The sequence below is a fragment of the Christiangramia sp. genome (assembly GCF_029937855.1).
In the GTDB taxonomy this organism is placed as follows: domain Bacteria; phylum Bacteroidota; class Bacteroidia; order Flavobacteriales; family Flavobacteriaceae; genus Christiangramia.
Map to the genome: position 1 here is coordinate 22,556 of NZ_JAPYPC010000026.1, position 18,798 is coordinate 41,353.

Consider the following 18,798-nt stretch of genomic DNA (forward strand, 5'->3'; position numbering starts at 1 on the left):
CCTAAATATAAGGCAATAGCTAAAAAACTGAAATAGTTCTACGCGAAAGTAATTAACAAAGAATTTAGAAGAAATGTTAATTGCGAAGTATGAATCTAGAACTATGAAGTTTGAGATACGACGAAATTACGAAAATTTATTTGTTCGAAATCTAAATACCACATCGAGCGAAGCTGAAACGCTTTTTAAATTTTAACTTCTCCATGCTAATCCCGTATCATCCAGATTATATAATTAGTATTACAACGAATTACCAAAAGATTCTTCATTTCGCCACATTACATTCAGAATGAACATGAATATAGTCCGAAGTGTGAATTACGAATTACGAAAATTAAGTTTCAGGTTTCGATATTCGGGATTTGGGATTCGTTAATTGTTCATTATTCGTTATTCATTTTTCTTTCTTCGTTGTTGTTCGTAGTTCGTTGTTCCTTACTTGTACTTCAAACTTCGTACTCCAAACCCTAACTTCCTTAGACGTTAAAACGGAAATGCATCACATCCCCATCCTTAACGATATATTCTTTTCCTTCTACTCTCATTTTTCCCGCCTCTTTTACCTTAGCTTCACTTCCAAAGCTTACATAATCATCATAGCCAATTACCTCAGCACGAATAAAGCCTTTTTCAAAATCGGTGTGGATTACACCAGCAGCCTGTGGAGCAGAAGAACCAACAGGGATTGTCCAGGCTCTTACTTCTTTAACTCCGGCGGTAAAATATGTTTGTAGATCAAGAAGCTCATAGGCTCCTCGAATAAGTTTCGCTGATCCAGGCTCATCCAATCCTATATCCTGAAGGAACATTTGCCTTTCTTCAAAATCATCTAATTCGGTGATATCGGCTTCGGTTCCAACAGCTAGCACCAAAACCTCCGCATTTTCATCTTTTACGGCTTCCTTTACCCGTTCAACGTGCTTATTTCCTTCTACTGCAGCACCTTCATCTACATTACAAACATACATCACGGGTTTATCTGTAATAAATTGCATCGGTGCGATAAATTCTTTCTTTTCCTCTTCACCCAGATCAATAGCACGAACAGATTTTCCGGCCTCAAGTCCGGCTTTCACCTTTAATAATGCAGCTTCTTCTTTCTGTGCTTCCTTATTACCGGTTTTAGCGGCTCTTTTTACTTTCTCCAGTTTCTTTTCAGTTGTTTCTAAATCCTTAAGTTGAAGTTCCATATCTATGGTTTCTTTATCCCTAATAGGATCTATAGAACCATCAACATGCACAATATTATCATCTTCAAAACACCTTAATACATGAAGAATAGCGTCAGTCTCCCTAATATTTCCCAGGAACTGGTTTCCTAAACCTTCTCCTTTACTGGCCCCTTTTACCAGGCCGGCAATATCAACGATCTCTACAGTCGCAGGAATTACTTTTTCTGGATTCACTAATTCTTCAAGTTTCAATAATCTTGGATCCGGAACATTCACTACACCTACATTCGGTTCTATGGTACAGAATGGAAAATTTGCACTCTGAGCCTTAGCATTACTCAAACAGTTAAAAAGTGTCGATTTACCTACGTTAGGCAGTCCTACAATTCCAGCTTTCATATAAAAAAATTTAGATGCTTTGTTTTTGCGGCTGCAAAGATAGGCTAAATAAGCTGAATATCGAATTTATTTGAAATGCTGTTATTTAGATTTAAAAGACAAAACCTGGACTGGTATTTAAGGTTCGTTATAAACTTCTTTGTTCTCATACCAGTCAAAAGCGTACTTAAATTCATCTTTTGAACGCTCTGATTTTCATTAATTTTTAATAAATTTTATTAATTTAATATTAAAAAATATGTATTACACCGGGTATTATATTCTTTTTAACGATTTTCAAGGAACAAAAATGAAAACCGTAATGTGTTTTTTTTCGTAAATACCATTAACCTAACTAAACTTTAATTATGAAACAAAAATTACTTCTCAGAAGGGGCTACCTTCTAATGATCTTTTTTATTACCACTTTTACCGCTTTCTCCCAGGTTACAAGTGAGGAAATAGAAACCAATTTAAACAATGATCCCAGGGTAAAAAGTTTTATTATGGAAGCGGGCCGTGGCACACCCTCTCTCATGCAAATGAATACTTCAAAAGGAGAATTGCAATTAAGCGAGGCTCCTGAATTTCTTAAAACTGTTCTTGGAACGGGCACGGAAACAGATTTTGTACTTGAAAGCAGCCTTACTTCCCATGGATTGCAGATAAATAAATTTCAGCAATATAAAAATAGCGTAAAAGTGGAGCATGGTGTTTTTAAGGCTGTTTCGAAAGAAAATGTTGTTACCGCTTTTTCTGCAGAGTATTACAATTTGCCAGATTCCTTCTCAACCACTGCCTCTTTAGGTGAGGAAGCTGCCCTGCAAATAGCATTGAACCATGTTGGAGCCAGTCTCTATTCCTGGGAATACATCAGGACTCTTGGAAGTGGTCCCGAAATAGATGCCGCTTATGAGGAATATTATCCAAAAGGCCAACTGGTAATCGTGGACGATTACGGTACTACCGAAGTTGATCCTGCTATTGCTTATAAATTTAATATTTATGCTGCCGAACCTATTTCCAGAGCTGATATTTATGTAGATGCAAATTCCGGTAAAATTTTACTTACCGATGCTATAATTAAACATGCCAACGGGCATTCTAAAGAAGAAATAAAAAACACTATCCGCAAACCTGAAAATAAGTCAGTTAATATTCCTTTTCTAACCGCAAGCGGAGACACTCGTTACGCAGGTACGAGAAATTTTGATACTTCTCAGGACGCTAATGGTAACTTTGTTCTTAAAGGAGTTACTCCAAGTGGCATTGAAAACGAAACATTTTCTTACGAAGGTATAGGTGGTTTACCTTTAAATATTCCTGCACTTGCAGATCTGGCAGTTCCTGTAGCAGATGGTGACGGTGATCTTCTAAATCCTGAAACAGCCGATAACATCTGGAATTCAGCTGAGCATCGAAAAGATGAATTTTCTACCACCAGTGTTTATCCTATTGCTAACGAAAAAAACAATGATGATGTAGCCCTGGATGCCCATTGGGGTGCCGAAGTAGTACTGGACTACTGGAAAAATGTACATAACAGATTAAGTTATGACGATAAGGGTACCAAAGTTTTTAATTATGTTCATTTTGGTGACGCTTATGATAATGCTTTCTGGAATGGTACTGCAATGACCTATGGAGATGGTAGTTATCAGGGAGGTACTAATCCAAACGGTTCTTTTGCTCCTTTAACTTCTATGGATGTTTGTGCACATGAAATTGGTCACGGCGTTTGTGAATTTACTGCAGATCTCGTTTATGCAAGGGAATCTGGAGCTATGAACGAAGGTTTTTCCGATATATGGGCAGCGGCCGTTGAAAATTATGTGCTAACCCAGATTGACGGAAACCTTAATTTTGATACCTGGGGGATTGGAGAACAAATAGATGAAAGAGATGGGGGTTTGCCTCCCGGAGATGCTAATTCCCGTGCCTTAAGATGGATGGATAGTCCAAAAACTGCGGGAGATCCTGATTCTTATGGTGGTGAAAACTGGATAAATCCTGAATGTGGAACTCCTACTTTAGCAAATGATCAATGTGGTGTTCACACTAACAGCGGGGTTTTGAATAAATGGTATTATTTACTGGTGGCAGGAAGTGGTCAGACTATTTCCCCCGGATTTAATAAACCAGGTGCGGAAGATGGAATAACCGATGCGGGCAATACTTATTCTGTTACCGGACTTGGATTCGACAAAGCATCGAAGATTACTTATATTGCAGAAACCATGCTTTCTCCAAATGCTAAATTTGCTGAAATGCGTGAAACTTCTATTCTGGTGGCTCAAACCCTATTCGGAATAGGCTCTTTTGAAGAGGAACAAACCACCAACGCATGGTATGGGGTAGATGTGGGACCTAAATTTAATGCGGGTGAGCCTAATTCTATTAGCTTCAGCGACAGTAATCTTCAAATATTTTCAGAAAACAATGAATTGAACGGTTGTGAAGATTTTAACACCTATTCCGTAGTTCTTACGGGAGTAGAAATAAACCCTTCGGCTAATATCACTTTAAGTACCGCTGGAAGTACCGCTTCGGAAGGAACAGATTTCAATGTATCTTCTAAGGATTTAAGCTTTACTGGTTCACAAACCCAGACTATTGAAATCACCGTTTATGACGATGCGCTGATTGAAGATAACGAAACAATCGTACTCTCATTCGTTTATAATGGGGAATTCTTCAAGCAGGAGTACGCTATTTCAGATAACGACTTTGCTCCCCGAACAGGAAGCGAAGTGTTTGACCTGGCTTCAGAATCTTTTGATACAGCAGGCTTGCCTACAGGCTGGTCTACAGTAAACCTGGCAGAAGGGAATAATATCTGGAAAGTGAACGGTGACCTTACAGCCGCCGGAAGAGCTTATATAAGTGACGGTATTACCAATATTCCGTTTTACGATCAAAATTCACCATCCAATATTATATTAAGGTCGGCACTTTTAAATGCCGCGGCTGCAAGTGATGTTACCGTGAGTTTTGACTGGGAAGCAGGTGGTGAAACCGACGCGGTAGATCCAAATGTTATTTTTGACTATGGTGAATTTGTATATTCCCTGGATGGATCTAATTACGTTCCGGTGAAAAAATTTGTGGGAAGCGGACCTGTTGGTGTGAATACTGCCAGCGGGACATTTAGTGCCGTAATGAATGAATTGGACGGAAAAGCATTTTTCCTTGGCTGGAGATGGTATAACGATACCAATGCGGGAACCGAATTCAGTTTTGCAATAGACAATGTTAAAGTATCTGCCACACCAGCAGGTATAGAAACAGAAATTACCGAACAGTCTACAACAAAAGTAGCTGCAGGAAGTACGGTATTTTTCCTAAGTGATACAGACAAGGCTCTTATCGCGAAGATCGAAAATGCTTCCGCAGATCTTGGATGTGTTACTATGTCTTTGACAGATGCGGGAAAAAGTTTTAAAGTATTTCCAAATATTGCAACGGCCAGGCCTTCTAAAGTCTTCAGTATAAATACTGAAAATGCTGATGCAACGTACGATCTTACTATCTATTTTACAGATGAAGAATTGTCGGCTTTTGATAACACGACAAATCTGATCCCTATCAAAGTTAACAGCGATAATATTGACGATGCCGATGACAGGGAAAATAATTTCCAACTGAATGGCGGGTTAACCGATGTAAATAAGGAAGACGCTTTTAGCGCTTATACGGCCACATTCACTGGTTCTGGAAGTATTTCTATAGTACAGGATTTTGAATATTGTAAAGCTGCTCCATCTCCATGGTTAAGCAGTGATATTGGAAATGTTCAGATCCCCGGAGAAATTTGCTATATAGATGGTGATTTTGAATTAACAGGATCTGGTGCTGGAATGCAGGATAAGGCAGATGCTTTTTATTTTACTTATCAGCAGTTAACTGGCGATGCTGAAATTATAGCCAGATTAAACTCGTTTGAGAATGGTGGACTTAACGGAAATGCCTCTGTGGTAATTAGGAAGAGCCTCGATAACGATGCTAAGGTAGCAGCAACTACAATTTCAGCGAATCCTAATTTTAAAGGTGCTGAAGTTCAGTTTGAATTCAGAAAGATTACTGGTGCTAAATTGAATGCAACCAATTATCAATCGGCGGCTTTACCTCGATATATTAGATTGGTAAGAAAAGATGATAATATCACCTCTTATATTGGTAGCTCTATAGATAGTTGGGTAGAAATTGCTTCTACAAAAATAAAGTTTGGTGCCGAAATTTACGTTGGGATCGCTACTGCGTCTGGTTCGAGTAATACTTCTACCACAGCCAACTTTAATGAAGTAACAGTACTTCAGGGTGCTCAGGTTGCCTCTAAGGAGCAATCTTCAGGTACTAAAACGGTTACAACGAGTACGAGTACACAAGAAGCAAAGAGTTTCGCGGTTTATCCTAATCCTGCAGTTAACAATATAAATGTAGAGATCGAAGAGGATACCATAAATTCTGTTGCTATTTATAATATGAATGGTCAGATGCTGGATCAGATAACTTATAGCAAAGCATTATCGAAAGTAAATGTGGATGTATCCCGTTTAATTCAGGGAACTTATATTCTTAAAGTAAACACGGGTCTGGGACATTCTTTGACAAAGCAGTTTGTGAAAAAATAAACTAGTGTTTTATAATTCTAATGAAAAAGCCGGGAAATGTTTCCGGCTTTTTTTTACCGTCTAAAAATCATAGTCTTAGTATTTTTTTAACTGAAGCGACCTACTTATTTTTTAATTTTAAGAGATACAGAATCCTAACTTTTTTATTTAAATCCTGTTTATGCCTAAAAATTCAAATTCTACAGAAACCCATTGGTATAAAGACGCCATAATATATGAACTGCACATTAAAGCTTTTTTTGATAGTAATGGTGACGGGATTGGGGATTTTGAAGGCTTAATGCAAAAGCTCGATTATCTTGAAGATCTTGGGGTAACAGCCATCTGGCTGCTGCCGTTCTACCCTTCCCCACTACGGGATGACGGTTATGATATTGCCGATTATTACTCTATTAACCCATCCTATGGTGATGTAAAGGATTTTGAAATTTTTATAAAAGAAGCGCATAGTCGAGGTTTAAAAGTGATCACAGAGTTGGTTATTAATCATACTTCAGATCAACATCCATGGTTTCAAAGAGCCAGGAAAGCTCCGGAAGGCTCTGAGGAGCGGGATTATTACGTATGGAGTGATGATCCGCATAAATATAAAGATGCCCGAATCATATTCACAGATACCGAGCCTTCTAACTGGAGTTGGGATGCAGAAGCCAAATCTTACTATTGGCATCGGTTTTTTGCCCATCAGCCAGATTTGAATTTTGATAATCCGCAGGTTCAGCAGGAAGTATTTAATATTTTAGATTATTGGTGCAAAATGGGCGTGGATGGATTTAGACTGGATGCCGTTCCGTACCTGTTTGAAAGAGAAGATACCAATTGTGAGAACCTGCCACAAACCCATGAATTTCTTAAAAAATTGAGAGCCCATGTAGACCAGAATTATGAAAATAAGGTGTTGCTGGCTGAAGCAAATATGTGGCCCGAAGATTCCGCTGCTTATTTTGGCGATGGAGACGAATGCCACATGAATTACCACTTTCCTATTATGCCACGTATGTTTATGGCCGTTAAAATGGAAGACCGCTACCCTATTATAGATATTATAGACCAAACCCCAGATATCCCTGAAAATTGCCAGTGGGGAATCTTTCTTCGAAACCATGACGAGCTTACTTTGGAAATGGTAACCGATGAAGAACGAGATTATATGTATAAAGTCTATACAAAAGATCCGCAGGCAAAGATCAATGTGGGGATTAGACATAGACTGGCTCCGCTTCTGGAAAATAACCGCAGTAAAATAGAACTGATGAATGTGTTGTTATTTTCGCTTCCGGGAACCCCTATTATTTATTATGGAGACGAAATAGGAATGGGTGATAATTTTTATTTAGGAGACCGTGATGGGGTACGGACTCCGATGCAATGGAGCGCCGATAGAAATGCCGGGTTTTCTCTGGCTAATCCTCATAAATTATACCTGCCGCTAATTATAGATCCCGAATATAAATATGAATCTATAAATGTAGAAACCCAACAAATGATCTCCTCATCACTATTATGGTGGATGAAGCGTATCATAGGAATGCGTAAAAAATATAAAGCTTTTGGACGAGGTGATATTGAATTCCTATCGCCTACCAATTCTAAGATCATTGCCTATACCAGAACATTTGAAGATGAAAAAATACTTGTGTTGGGTAATCTCTCCCGTTTTTCCCAACCGGCAGAATTAGATCTGGAAGAATATAAAGGATTTACCCCTGTAGAAGTTTTCAGTCATAATAGATTTCCTGAAATATCTGAGCGACCTTATCTTTTCACATTATCACCTTACGGTTATTACTGGTTCATTCTGGAAAAGGAAAGGGAACGGGTGGAAGGAAAAAGTAAAATCCCAGTCCTAAAAATTGATAATTGGAATAATCTTTTAAAAAACCGAACACTACAGAAGCTTTCAAGACAAATATTGCCTCCATATTTGGAACATCGAAGGTGGTTTGAAAATGCCGGCAGAACTATACAGGAAATTGGTGTTAATGAGTCAATTGAAGTAAAAATCAAAGGGCTTCCTACCAGAATCCTTATTCTTGAAGTTACCTACAATGAAGGTTTACCCGAGTCGTACCAATTGCCTGTTTCTTTCTCTTCAACAGAAAACGAAAACCTGATAAAAGAAATACCCAAACGCGGCATTATCACGAAACTTAAGATAGACGGCAAGGAAGGTTATTTATTTGATTCGGTATATGCGGAAGGTTTTAGGGATCATCTCCTTAATGGTTTCAGGAATTCGGAAAAATCCAAACCCAAATCTGGTTCCCTGGATTTTTCAACAGAAAATACTATGCGGGAATTCTTAGACACTGAAATTAAATCTGAGCTTGTAAGCACAGAAAACCGCCAGACCCTAATCACTTATAACAATGAACTAACGTTTAAACTGTATAGAAAACTAGACCAGGCTTTTAATCCAGATGTTGAAACTATAAAGTATCTTTCTACTAAAACAGATTTCCAAAAAATCTCTGCATATGTAGGGGCTATTAAATTCAATCAGAAATCTGGTAAAGCTTTTTTCCTTGGAATGCTGCAAAAAACTACAGAAAACCAGGGCGAAGCCTGGTCCCATGTAAAAGATTCGCTAAATCGTTTCTTTGAAAAGGTTCTTACCTCTACCCGGGATATCGAAATTGAGCGATTAGATCAACATATTACAGAACCCTTAAAATATGAAAGCTTTCCAGCTTCTATTCAGGAAATAACAGGGATCATATTACCTGAAAGAATATACCAACTCGGAGAATTTACAGCAGAACTACATGACGCGCTGTCTCAAAATTTAACCGACACCAATTTTGATAAAGAGGAATCTTCCCTGCATTACCAGCGATCCTTATTTTCAGGATTACAAACCTTAACCAGAACGAGTCTCGAAAAGCTCAATAAAATAGTAAAAGATCTACCTGAAGAAACCGCGGCCGAAGCGAAAGAAGTCCTGCACTTAAAGAAGGATATTCTAAAATGTTTTAAACAAATTTATGATCATAAGATCCCGGTAATGAAAATAAGGACCCACGGTGATTATCATTTAAAGGAAATTTTATGGACAGGAAGGGAATATATTATGAATAGCTTTGAAGGGGATCCTTCCAAGCCTTTTAGTGAACGGAGAATTAGAAGGTCTGCCATGAGGGACCTGGCAGCGATGATAAGATCACTCCATTACGCTGCATACAGCAATATTATTTCTTCTGAATATGACCAGCAACGAAAAGAAGGTAATCTTGAAGAATGGGCAGAAACCTGGCATTATTACATCAGTAGGTTATACATACAGGGATATTTTGATAAAGCCTTAAATAAGGATTACGTCCCTAAAAAACAGGAAGATTTTAAAATCCTCATGAATACCTTCCTTTTGGAAAAAGCCTTGACAGAGCTTAATTATGAGATAGAAAATAGACCCGAATGGATTTTAATTCCACTCAGGGGAATTAAAGGAGTGCTTAATCATTTATAGAGATTAGCGGCTTACACTATTCTACGATATACATCTTGTTGGAAGCTTTTATATATTCCTGAGGGTTAAAAGTAGATTCAAAACTGTTTCGAACCAGGTCCAGCTTGAGTTTTAAATTTTTCATTTCATCTCTAAGAAATGGATCGTTTTGATATTTCTGAATAAGCTTTTCATATTTCTCCAGGTTTTCAAGTATTCTGAAAGTAAGCATTCCAAATCTGATCTTTAAATTTTGCACGCTAAGCATCTGGTCGTGATATTCCTGTTTCCAGTTTTCAGGATTCTTGCTACGCTCCTCTACGATTTTATTTTCAGCAATTTTAGAAATATCAAGGATGTACTGAGTACGCTTTTTAGCATCGGTCTCATTCGTGAAACTCTCTCTAAAATCTTTTTCGTCAATACCCAGTATTTTTACCAAATTATCCTCTTTTGCCTTATTTTGAAGCTCTTTTAATTCATTTAAACTTTTGGTAATTGCTTCCCATTCAGTTTCGATTAAGTCTTTATCATGGGTAAACTGCGCTATGGAAGTAGTAAGCTTAAGCATCTTCATACTTTGTTCCCTTAATTCCTTATCCCTTCTATTTAAAGAACCTATAAACTGACTAATCCCGTCAAAAAGGCTTCCGGCAAATACACCTGTAAATGGAGTTCCTTTAGCAAGATCTCCGGTAACCTGTATCATATGGTTTAAGGCTGCCAAACGGGCATTATCCTCCTGCTCTGCTGCAATATATTGCTTGAATTTCCCAAACCATTCCTGGTATCCCTCATAATTCATAGGATTTCCCACAGCATCTAATGTAGAATAGAATTCACGGGAAGTTTTGAAAAGATTTAAAGGTTTGATTTCACGTTCCATCGAAGCGAGGTTCAAAACGGCAGAACTATAATTATATTTATAGACACTTACAGTATTCTTATCTATTTCTTCCTGTCTTTCTTCAAGGTATTTAACCCGTTCCAAAAGTTTCTCTACTTTTTCTGAAGCTGAATTGGTATTCTTAATACTTTCATCCAGATTATTAATTTTAGAGTCTATTTCTTTGATTCTAAATTCCAGATTTTGACTTAACAGGCTACGTTCCCTATTTAGTTCCTTCAACACCTGCTCTGTTACCGATGCATTTTGATTATCTGAGTATATCTGGGCATGGGCGCTAATTTCGCTGAATAAGATAGCTGTAAAAACGAAGATGATCTTCTTCATAAGATATTGTTTTTTCAATATTGTAAACCTACCACAAATTTGCATTTTTTATGCCAATAATTTTTCAGGCATATAAGCTGAAAAAAAATCATAAACTCCAGGGAGATATCATTAAAAGTGTAGAATTATTAAGCAAAACTATGCATTTTCCCCATTCTGAAAAGAATTGGAAAATTAACCTCATTTCTTTTTCCAAAGGTCATTTTTAATCTGTTCTCTATCAAAGAAACAGGGTCTTTGTCATTCTCTATTTGATAATGCTTTACGGCAAACCATGTTCTTAAATAGCCTAAAAGATGATCTATATCCCAGGTGTAATTTTGGTTAAAATGAGGCGCCCTAATTTCTTCAAACGGAAAAGGAATTGTTTTATAATGATCATCAAGATATTTTCTTTCTGTATCCCAGTAATCACCTATAATACCATCATAAAATTCCCGGATTACTTTATTGGTTTTTGAATTACTACTGAAAAGTCCATATCCCATAATTACGATCTTCCCGTGAGGTTTAAGGCATCTTTTAACTTCAGCATAGAAGCTTTTAAACTCGAACCAGTGTACTGCCTGGGCAGATATTATTAGATCAAACTGCTCATTTTTAAAATAGGTTTCTTCAGCCGGCTGAATGGAATAATCAATATTGGATTTTTTAACCGCTTTCTTTAGTTGATTTTCACTGATATCTGTGGCTTTAACTTCTTCGAAAAATTTAGAAATCTCTCCTGCAACCTGCCCACTCCCCGTGCCACAATCCCAGGCGCTTTCGAATGAATTTAAATTTGATTTTATAAATTCATAAACTTCCTGGGGATACTGTGGCCTGTATTTCCTATAATTTTCAGAATTGCTGGAAAAGTTGTCTTTCATTTCATTAATTAATCTTAACACTTTAAAAATATTATATTTTCAGAAATTACACCTGATGCTTGATAATTTATTAATCGTTTAATGCATAAAGCAGTCCTTTCACATCATTTTATGCATATAATTCATTATATTGTATAAGTTTATTCAAAACTTAATTTTACAATTATGAAAGAGTATAAAACAATTTTTAACAGTAATATGCATACTGCCGTTTGCTTGTTATGCATGTTATTAATATCGATGCAAAGTTTTGCTATTCAGCCCGGAGATATCGAATTTGTTCAGTATAAAGGTGAAGTAGTAAATTCCAGTAACGGAAGGGGAATTTCTTCAGCATATCTAGCGCTTAACAATAGCAACATTTCTACCATTACTAATGCTGACGGGGAGTTTTCCTTAAAGGTTCCTGAAGATATGATAGAAGCTACCGTGACCATTTCAGTATTAGGATTTCAGAGCAAAACCCTGCCATTAGACTATTTTAAACCGGAAGAGACCATTATAGAACTCGATGAGACGGTAGAAGAACTTTCAGAAATAAGCCTTTATAAAGCAACTAATGCTGATCTACTTGTTAGAGAAATGCTGGATAAGAAAGACGATAATTACCTTACAGATCAAAGTTTAATGACCTCCTTTTATAGAGAAACCATCAAAAAAGGCTGGAGTAATGTAAGTCTTTCAGAAGCTGTGGTAAAGATTTTTAAGAGCCCTTATAATTCAGGTAAAAAAGACCTGGTATCGCTTTACAAGGCACGTAAGAGTACAGATTATGATAAATTAGACACCCTTGCACTTAAATTGCGCGGAGGGCCTTTTAATACGCTATACTTAGATATGATGAAGTATACTGAATATGTATTAAGGCCGGAAATGATGAAAAGCTATGAATTTAAGTTTGATGATCCTACAAAGATCAATGACCGGTATACTTATGTAGTAAACTTTAGGGAAATGGATGAATCTGATCCATGGTACTACGGAAAATTATTCATCGATGCTGAAACTTCTACTCTTGTAAAGGCTGAATATAGTCTGAATGTTGATGATAGGGATAAAGCAGCAGCAATGTTCGTCAAGAAAAAACCCAATGGATCTAAAGTGTATCCGACAGAATTAAATTATCAGGTAGATTATGCCCAGAATGATGGAAAATGGCATTATGCTTATGCTAAGGCCCAAATGGAATATGTGGTAAACTGGAAACGTAAAATATTTAATTCTAAATATAAGATCAATAGTGAGATGGTAGTAACAGATTGGCAGGCCTATGCTGGAAACGACTGGAGAAAATCTGTAGATCTTATCAATCCAAATATCGTGATGGTAGATGATGTTTCCGGATTCTATGATACAGAGTTCTGGGGAAGCAATAATATTATTGAACCTGAAAAATCCATTCAAAATGCCATTGATAAAATAAAGAAAAAAATGGATGATGAATAAGCTGAGATATCATTCTCAGGAATATTTCAGGCTAAGAATTCTATAATATTAGTAAATGCCAAAGTAATAAACCTATAAAAATAAAATCCCTGCCGTTGGCAGGGATTTTTTATGTTTAAACAAAGCCTTACCTCTTTTCTTATTCGTCCTGGTGCATAAAACGTTGCTTTGCCAGCAGTTCTTCTTCACTCTCCACATGCTCATCATCTGGCACGCAGCAATCTACAGGACATACCGCTGCACATTGAGGTTCCTCATGAAAACCTTTACATTCGGTACACTTGTCTGGTACTATATAATAAATTTCATCACTAATAGGTTCCTGTGCTTCGTTTGCATCGGCTTCTTTACCGCCAGGAAGTACAACATTCCCTTCCAGGTCGGTACCGTCGGCATACCTCCAGTCATCAGCACCCTCATAAATTGCAGTGTTTGGGCACTCTGGTTCACAGGCCCCGCAGTTTATGCATTCATCGGTTATAACAATTGCCATAGCTCTTCTTTTATTTGTAAATTTAAAAAAACGGAACGAAAAAAGTCCGTTAGCTTTTTCAGATTTATATGGTTATAAGCTGCAGAAACTTTAATTTCGCTGTACAAATTTAAGATAGACTACCCTCTTAACCAAATAAGAAGATGACAATTGATGACCACAAATCACATCTAATCACTTTAGGTGAATTTTTAAAGCAGTTCAAGTTACCTGGGGCGGTTCAGGATGAGAATATCCCTGGAAATGATAAGTTTTTTGCAGAAATGGATGAAAAAATAAATGCTGCAATTCACTATAATGGTTGGTTTACCCGCGAAAATATCATCTTTTCCCTACAGCAATGGAGTGAAGCTTTAACACATCAAAATCTAAAACTATGGCTCGGGGAATATGATCTTTCTAATAGCGGAGGAAAAACGGTTGGAATTGTCATGGCAGGTAATATTCCTTTAGTTGGATTTCATGATTTTCTTTCGGTTCTGGTTGCAGGACATAAGGTGCTGGTAAAATTATCCAGCAACGATCGGTTTTTACTACCAGTTATTGCTGCTTACCTTATGAACCTTGATAGCAGATATGAGAACCGTATAAATTTTACAGAAGGCAAACTGGAGAATTTTGATGCGGTAATAGCCACCGGAAGCAATAATACCGCGCGTTATTTTGAATATTATTTTAAGGATAAGCCCAGCATTATCAGAAAGAATAGGAATTCAGTAGCTATTATCACCGGAATTGAAACAAAAGAAGAATTGGAGAAATTAAGCGGGGATATTTTTAGGTACTATGGCTTGGGATGCAGGAACGTTTCAAAATTATATGTTCCTAAAGATTATGATTTTGATGGTTTTTTCAAGGCTATCTATTCCTGGAACCCTATTATAAATCAGGATAAATATGCCAATAATTATGATTATAATAAAGCGGTATATTTAATGAGCGAATTTAAGCTGCTGGACAACGGTTTTTTAATGTTGAAAGAAGATAGCAGTTTTGGCTCACCGATAGCCACTCTTTTTTATGAGAAATATAATGACGAAAATGAGCTGAAAACCCTTTTAAAGCAAAACGAGGACAGGATTCAGTGTATCGTTAAAAATGATGCAGGTAAAGAAGAAGTAAGCTTTGGCCAGACTCAAAAGCCTCAACTTTGGGATTATGCCGATAACATCGATACTATAAACTTCCTTTCTAAACTCTAATCTTATAATTTTTCTAACAGCAATTCCGTTCAATTTTTGGCATCTTTGAAATATTCAAGTATAAAACTTATGAAAAAACACAACTTCAGCGCAGGACCCTGTATTTTACCTCAAGAGGTATTTCAGGAGGCTTCCAAAGCAATCTTAGATTTCAATAATTCTGGTTTATCTATTCTGGAAATTTCCCACCGAAGCGCCGATTTTGTTTCGGTAATGGATGAAGCACAATCGCTGGCATTAGAATTATTAGGTTTAAAGGACAAAGGATACAAAGCTTTATTCCTACAGGGTGGAGCCAGTACACAGTTTTTGATGGTTGCTTATAATCTTTTGGAGAAAAAAGCAGCTTATCTTAATACTGGCACCTGGTCTTCAAAAGCCATAAAGGAAGCCAAATTATTTGGTGAAGTAGAAGAAGTTGCAACTTCGAAGGATAAGAACTTCAATTATATCCCTAAATCCTATTCAATTCCTGAAGATATAGATTATTTCCACTGCACCAGCAATAACACTATTTTCGGGACTCAGATGAAAGAATTTCCTGCTACTTCAAAACCACTGGTGTGCGATATGAGCAGTGATATTTTTTCAAGAGAAATGGATTTCTCGAAATTTGACCTTATTTATGCCGGAGCTCAAAAAAATATGGGGCCTGCAGGAACGACTCTGGTCATAATCAAGGAAGACATACTTGGCAAGGTTTCCAGGGAGATCCCGTCAATGATGAGTTATTCCACCCACATTTCTAAAGATAGTATGTTCAATACTCCGGCGGTTTATGCCGTATATGTTTCCTTGCTAACTTTAAGGTGGATAAAAGCTAAAGGTGGAATTAGGGCTATGGAAGAACTGAATAATAAAAAAGCTGATCTCCTCTATTCTGAAATAGATCGAAATCCGCTGTTTGAAGGTTTTGCTGCCAAAGAAGATCGTTCTCCCATGAATGCCACTTTTAATTTAGTTGATGACTCCTACAGGGAAAAATTTGATAAATTATGGAAATATGCCGGTGTGAACGGGCTAAACGGGCATAGAAGTGTTGGAGGATACAGGGCGTCCATGTATAACGCCTTAGCTTTAGAAAGCGTGCAGGTGGTAGTTGATTGCATGCAGAAATTGGAAAAATAAGAATAGAATTAATTATAGATCATTTCAAATGAAAGTATTAGCTAATGATGGTATTTCAGAAAGCGGTATAAAAATCCTTAAAGATGCCGGTTTTGAGGTTATTGTAAAAAAGGTGGCTCAGGAGCAGCTTAAAAATTATTTAAATGAAAATGCCATTAGTGTACTTCTTGTAAGAAGCGCCACGAAAGTAAGAAAAGATATTATTGATAATTGTATCCATCTTAAAGTTATAGGACGTGGTGGCGTGGGAATGGATAATATTGATGTAGAATATGCCCGAAGCAAGGGCATTTCTGTTATAAATACTCCTGCAGCTTCCTCAAGCTCTGTGGCAGAATTAGTCTTTGCCCATCTTTTTGGAGGTGTAAGAAAACTGTATGATGCGAATAGAAATATGCCTCTTGAAGGAGAATCGAAATTCAAGGAACTAAAAAAAGCATATGCCGGAGGTGTAGAACTTAGAGGAAAAACCCTTGGAATTATAGGTTTTGGAAGAATTGGTCGGGAAGTTGCTAAAATCGCTTTAGGTATTGGAATGAAAGTAATTGCCAGCGATCAAAATATTGGCGAAGCTGAGATCACCCTGGACTTTTATAATGATCAAAGTATAAAAATTCCTATAAAGACCGAACCTGTTGATATGCTTATTAAAGATTCCGACTTTATCACGTTGCACGTTCCAGCTCAGGGCAAACCGGTTATTGGGGCAAAGGAGTTTAAGCAAATGAAAGATGGAGTGGGCATCATCAATACGGCCCGCGGTGGAGTTTTAGATGAAGAGGCCTTACTCGCTGCCATAGAGGCTGGAAAGGTTTCATTTGCCGCTTTAGATACTTATGAAAATGAACCCACCCCGGCCATCAAATTATTGATGAACGAAAGTATTTCTTTGAGTCCGCATATTGGTGCTGCTACCAACGAAGCACAGGAAAGAATTGGTATTGAACTTGCAGACCAGATCATTTCAATCTTAAAAAAGGAAAAGGCCTAAGCACTATTTTATAAGAGGACAAAGCCGGTGAAACAGCTTCATCGGCTTTTTTTATTATTTCATTAGGAAAATACCGTGGTAAACTTACTAACTTCAGTTTATCTTATAAAACCTTGAACATGGCTAATATTCTGGATATATTACTAACCCGAACAGGGGACCGGCTTTTGGAAAAAAGCCAGGAAATAACTAAGCTTGATTCTGAAGTTTTTAAAAAATCTTTTGTGTATTCGTTGCCGAGTTTACTTATAATTTATTCCAACAAATCAGAATTTAAGACCGGCAAACATAATAATCTCATAGCACTGATTGAAAATGAAGATATTATTCAGGCAGGTAAACAAAATGCCCAATCGCTAACAGACCCTGAAATCCAGGTTTTTCTTCAATATGCTGAAATATTAGATGTCGAAAAAAAGGATCTCAAAGATATCTTATACCTCTCTTTAGCCATTCTCACCAGCATAATTTCTGAAATGATGGAAAATTCCGATTTAAAATTTCAGGATATCATTAAAACACTTTCAGGGCTTGAAACCAAAAACTCTGAAGCATATTTAAAAGTACTGCTTAAAAATGCTGAAGATCCTAATATTATTGATAATCGCGAAGAGATATTATTAGGGCGGAAAAATAAAGATGATGACCAAAGTTTACTGGGAGGTTATACCGGCGGGCGCTGATTCAGGAATAATTTTTGATTCAATTTTATAAAAAGATATAATGAAAAACATCCTACACATAGCATTACTTGCACTATTTGTTTACAGTTGTGGTTCTTCAGGGGGAAAAAATTTACCTTCACAAAAAGATAGAAATGCCAAAAATGATACCGTAAGAATAGCCAATGACAGCCTGGAGTATGAAATTATCATAATTGAACCAGGGTTCAACCTATTTTTAAATTCAATCGCAAGACCCCGAGGCTATTACTCTCAGCCTTATTTGGAAAATAAAAATCAATTTCTGGTAACCGAATATAATCAAAGAGTTAACCAGCCCTTCGCTTATAATCCAGATCTATATATAAACCAAATTAATTATGATCCGAGTATAGATTATGGCTACGAAGTAAATTATTTACTCTACAATTATTTTGTTTTTTTTAGCAGGCATTATAATCAAAGATTTAGTGTGCCTACAAGGATTTGATTCTTTAGTCAATTTCCTATATTTGCAGCATGAGGAAATTGAAAGAACGCTGGGGAATAGAGTCTAATTGGCAATTCTTCGTCATTCTACTTGTATTTGCAATTACCGGCTCTTCTGCGGCCAAACTTGCCATTCCAATTTGTGAACTTTTTGGAATTACTCGAGAAACCAGTCACTGGAGTATTTACTGGACAGCAAGAATTTTACTGATTTTTCCTATTTATCAGGTTCTTTTGGTAAGTTTTGGATGGGTTTTCGGCCAGTTTCAGTTTTTTTGGGCATTCGAAAAGAAAATGCTTAACAGGATTGGATTAGGTAAAATTTTTAAAGCATAATTTGAAGCTATTTAAAAACATATTCTTCGTTTTTACTGCGGTACTTATATGGTTGCCGTCGGTCATTAGCTTCTCCCATATTTTTACAGATCACGATCATCAGCTTTGTGATAATTATGCTGAACATCATTACCACGCCAAAGCTCTGGATTGCGATCTGCATAAATTTCACAAAAATCCTGCTCTTAGTCTGGACTTACCTGAGTATTTTCTGGTAATTGAAGAAAACTTACAGGAAGAATTATTTGATTATTATTCATTTTTAAATGATTATGATCCCCTTCATTTTGATCTTCGGGGACCACCATGTTTTGCTTAAATC

The 18,798-nt window shown here is 36.8% G+C and carries 14 protein-coding genes; 10 read left to right on the top strand and 4 right to left on the bottom strand.

What is annotated here, in order from left to right:
- Positions 1–476: 476 nt before the first annotated feature.
- Positions 477–1,571 carry a redox-regulated ATPase YchF gene (ychF, locus tag Q1K34_RS13285; RefSeq protein WP_300439801.1) on the bottom strand — a complete coding sequence of 365 codons (1,095 nt, stop codon included), beginning with the start codon at positions 1,569–1,571 and terminating at the stop codon, positions 477–479.
- Positions 1,572–1,918: 347 nt separating this feature from the next.
- Here ychF and Q1K34_RS13290 point away from each other — a divergent pair, with 347 nt between their 5' ends.
- Together Q1K34_RS13290 and treS are read left to right on the top strand one after the other, a co-directional pair.
- Entirely contained in the window at positions 1,919–6,181 is a 4,263-nt protein-coding gene (locus Q1K34_RS13290; RefSeq protein ID WP_300439803.1) for a M4 family metallopeptidase, read from the top strand.
- A 160-nt stretch (positions 6,182–6,341) separates the two neighbouring features.
- Positions 6,342–9,647 carry a maltose alpha-D-glucosyltransferase gene (treS, locus tag Q1K34_RS13295; RefSeq protein WP_300439806.1) on the top strand — a complete coding sequence of 1,102 codons (3,306 nt, stop codon included), beginning with the start codon at positions 6,342–6,344 and terminating at the stop codon, positions 9,645–9,647.
- Between the two features lie 16 nt (positions 9,648–9,663).
- Here treS and Q1K34_RS13300 read toward each other — a convergent pair whose 3' ends face one another.
- Positions 9,664–10,860, bottom strand: coding sequence for a hypothetical protein (locus Q1K34_RS13300; RefSeq protein WP_300439809.1), 1,197 nt, complete (start codon positions 10,858–10,860; stop codon positions 9,664–9,666).
- 128 nt (positions 10,861–10,988) lie between these two features.
- A complete protein-coding gene (locus tag Q1K34_RS13305) occupies positions 10,989–11,729 on the bottom strand; it encodes a class I SAM-dependent methyltransferase (protein ID WP_300439812.1) in 741 nt (246 codons plus the stop codon).
- A gap of 165 nt (positions 11,730–11,894) precedes the next feature.
- Here Q1K34_RS13305 and Q1K34_RS13310 point away from each other — a divergent pair, with 165 nt between their 5' ends.
- A complete protein-coding gene (locus Q1K34_RS13310; RefSeq protein ID WP_300439814.1) occupies positions 11,895–13,175 on the top strand; it encodes a carboxypeptidase-like regulatory domain-containing protein in 1,281 nt (426 codons plus the stop codon).
- Positions 13,176–13,314: 139 nt separating this feature from the next.
- On the opposite strand, the gene Q1K34_RS13315 is transcribed toward Q1K34_RS13310, so the two are convergent.
- Entirely contained in the window at positions 13,315–13,668 is a 354-nt protein-coding gene (locus Q1K34_RS13315) for a 4Fe-4S dicluster domain-containing protein (RefSeq protein ID WP_229337627.1), read from the bottom strand.
- Between the two features lie 143 nt (positions 13,669–13,811).
- On the opposite strand from Q1K34_RS13315, the gene Q1K34_RS13320 reads away from it, so the two are divergent.
- From Q1K34_RS13320 to Q1K34_RS13350, 7 genes are all read left to right on the top strand, one after another.
- A complete protein-coding gene (locus Q1K34_RS13320; RefSeq protein ID WP_300439820.1) occupies positions 13,812–14,870 on the top strand; it encodes an acyl-CoA reductase in 1,059 nt (352 codons plus the stop codon).
- 69 nt (positions 14,871–14,939) lie between these two features.
- On the top strand, positions 14,940–15,998 hold the full coding sequence (gene serC, locus Q1K34_RS13325; RefSeq protein WP_300439823.1) for a 3-phosphoserine/phosphohydroxythreonine transaminase: 1,059 nt from the start codon (positions 14,940–14,942) through the stop codon (positions 15,996–15,998).
- Between the two features lie 28 nt (positions 15,999–16,026).
- Complete coding sequence (locus tag Q1K34_RS13330; RefSeq protein ID WP_300439826.1) at positions 16,027–16,989, top strand: D-2-hydroxyacid dehydrogenase; 963 nt, start codon at positions 16,027–16,029, stop codon at positions 16,987–16,989.
- Positions 16,990–17,108: 119 nt separating this feature from the next.
- Entirely contained in the window at positions 17,109–17,672 is a 564-nt protein-coding gene (locus Q1K34_RS13335; RefSeq protein WP_300439828.1) for a hypothetical protein, read from the top strand.
- Between the two features lie 40 nt (positions 17,673–17,712).
- Entirely contained in the window at positions 17,713–18,141 is a 429-nt protein-coding gene (locus Q1K34_RS13340; protein WP_300439832.1) for a DUF6146 family protein, read from the top strand.
- Between the two features lie 29 nt (positions 18,142–18,170).
- A complete protein-coding gene (locus Q1K34_RS13345; protein ID WP_300439835.1) occupies positions 18,171–18,476 on the top strand; it encodes a DUF6787 family protein in 306 nt (101 codons plus the stop codon).
- Between the two features lies 1 nt (position 18,477).
- A complete protein-coding gene (locus Q1K34_RS13350) occupies positions 18,478–18,795 on the top strand; it encodes a hypothetical protein (protein ID WP_300439838.1) in 318 nt (105 codons plus the stop codon).
- Positions 18,796–18,798: the final 3 nt, after the last annotated feature.

Excerpts from the sequence above, each read along its gene's own strand:
- Q1K34_RS13305 (WP_300439812.1), bottom strand. The coding sequence starts at position 11,729 with ATGAAAGACAACTTTTCCAGCAATTCTGAAAATTATAGGAAATACAGG.
- Q1K34_RS13315 (WP_229337627.1), bottom strand. The coding sequence starts at position 13,668 with ATGGCAATTGTTATAACCGATGAATGCATAAACTGCGGGGCCTGTGAA.
- Q1K34_RS13335 (WP_300439828.1), top strand. The coding sequence starts at position 17,109 with ATGGCTAATATTCTGGATATATTACTAACCCGAACAGGGGACCGGCTT.
- ychF (WP_300439801.1), bottom strand. The coding sequence starts at position 1,571 with ATGAAAGCTGGAATTGTAGGACTGCCTAACGTAGGTAAATCGACACTT.
- Q1K34_RS13320 (WP_300439820.1), top strand. The coding sequence starts at position 13,812 with ATGACAATTGATGACCACAAATCACATCTAATCACTTTAGGTGAATTT.
- Q1K34_RS13290 (WP_300439803.1), top strand. The coding sequence starts at position 1,919 with ATGAAACAAAAATTACTTCTCAGAAGGGGCTACCTTCTAATGATCTTT.
- serC (WP_300439823.1), top strand. The coding sequence starts at position 14,940 with ATGAAAAAACACAACTTCAGCGCAGGACCCTGTATTTTACCTCAAGAG.
- Q1K34_RS13345 (WP_300439835.1), top strand. The coding sequence starts at position 18,171 with ATGAGGAAATTGAAAGAACGCTGGGGAATAGAGTCTAATTGGCAATTC.
- treS (WP_300439806.1), top strand. The coding sequence starts at position 6,342 with ATGCCTAAAAATTCAAATTCTACAGAAACCCATTGGTATAAAGACGCC.
- Q1K34_RS13300 (WP_300439809.1), bottom strand. The coding sequence starts at position 10,860 with ATGAAGAAGATCATCTTCGTTTTTACAGCTATCTTATTCAGCGAAATT.
- Q1K34_RS13310 (WP_300439814.1), top strand. The coding sequence starts at position 11,895 with ATGAAAGAGTATAAAACAATTTTTAACAGTAATATGCATACTGCCGTT.
- Q1K34_RS13330 (WP_300439826.1), top strand. The coding sequence starts at position 16,027 with ATGAAAGTATTAGCTAATGATGGTATTTCAGAAAGCGGTATAAAAATC.
- Q1K34_RS13340 (WP_300439832.1), top strand. The coding sequence starts at position 17,713 with ATGAAAAACATCCTACACATAGCATTACTTGCACTATTTGTTTACAGT.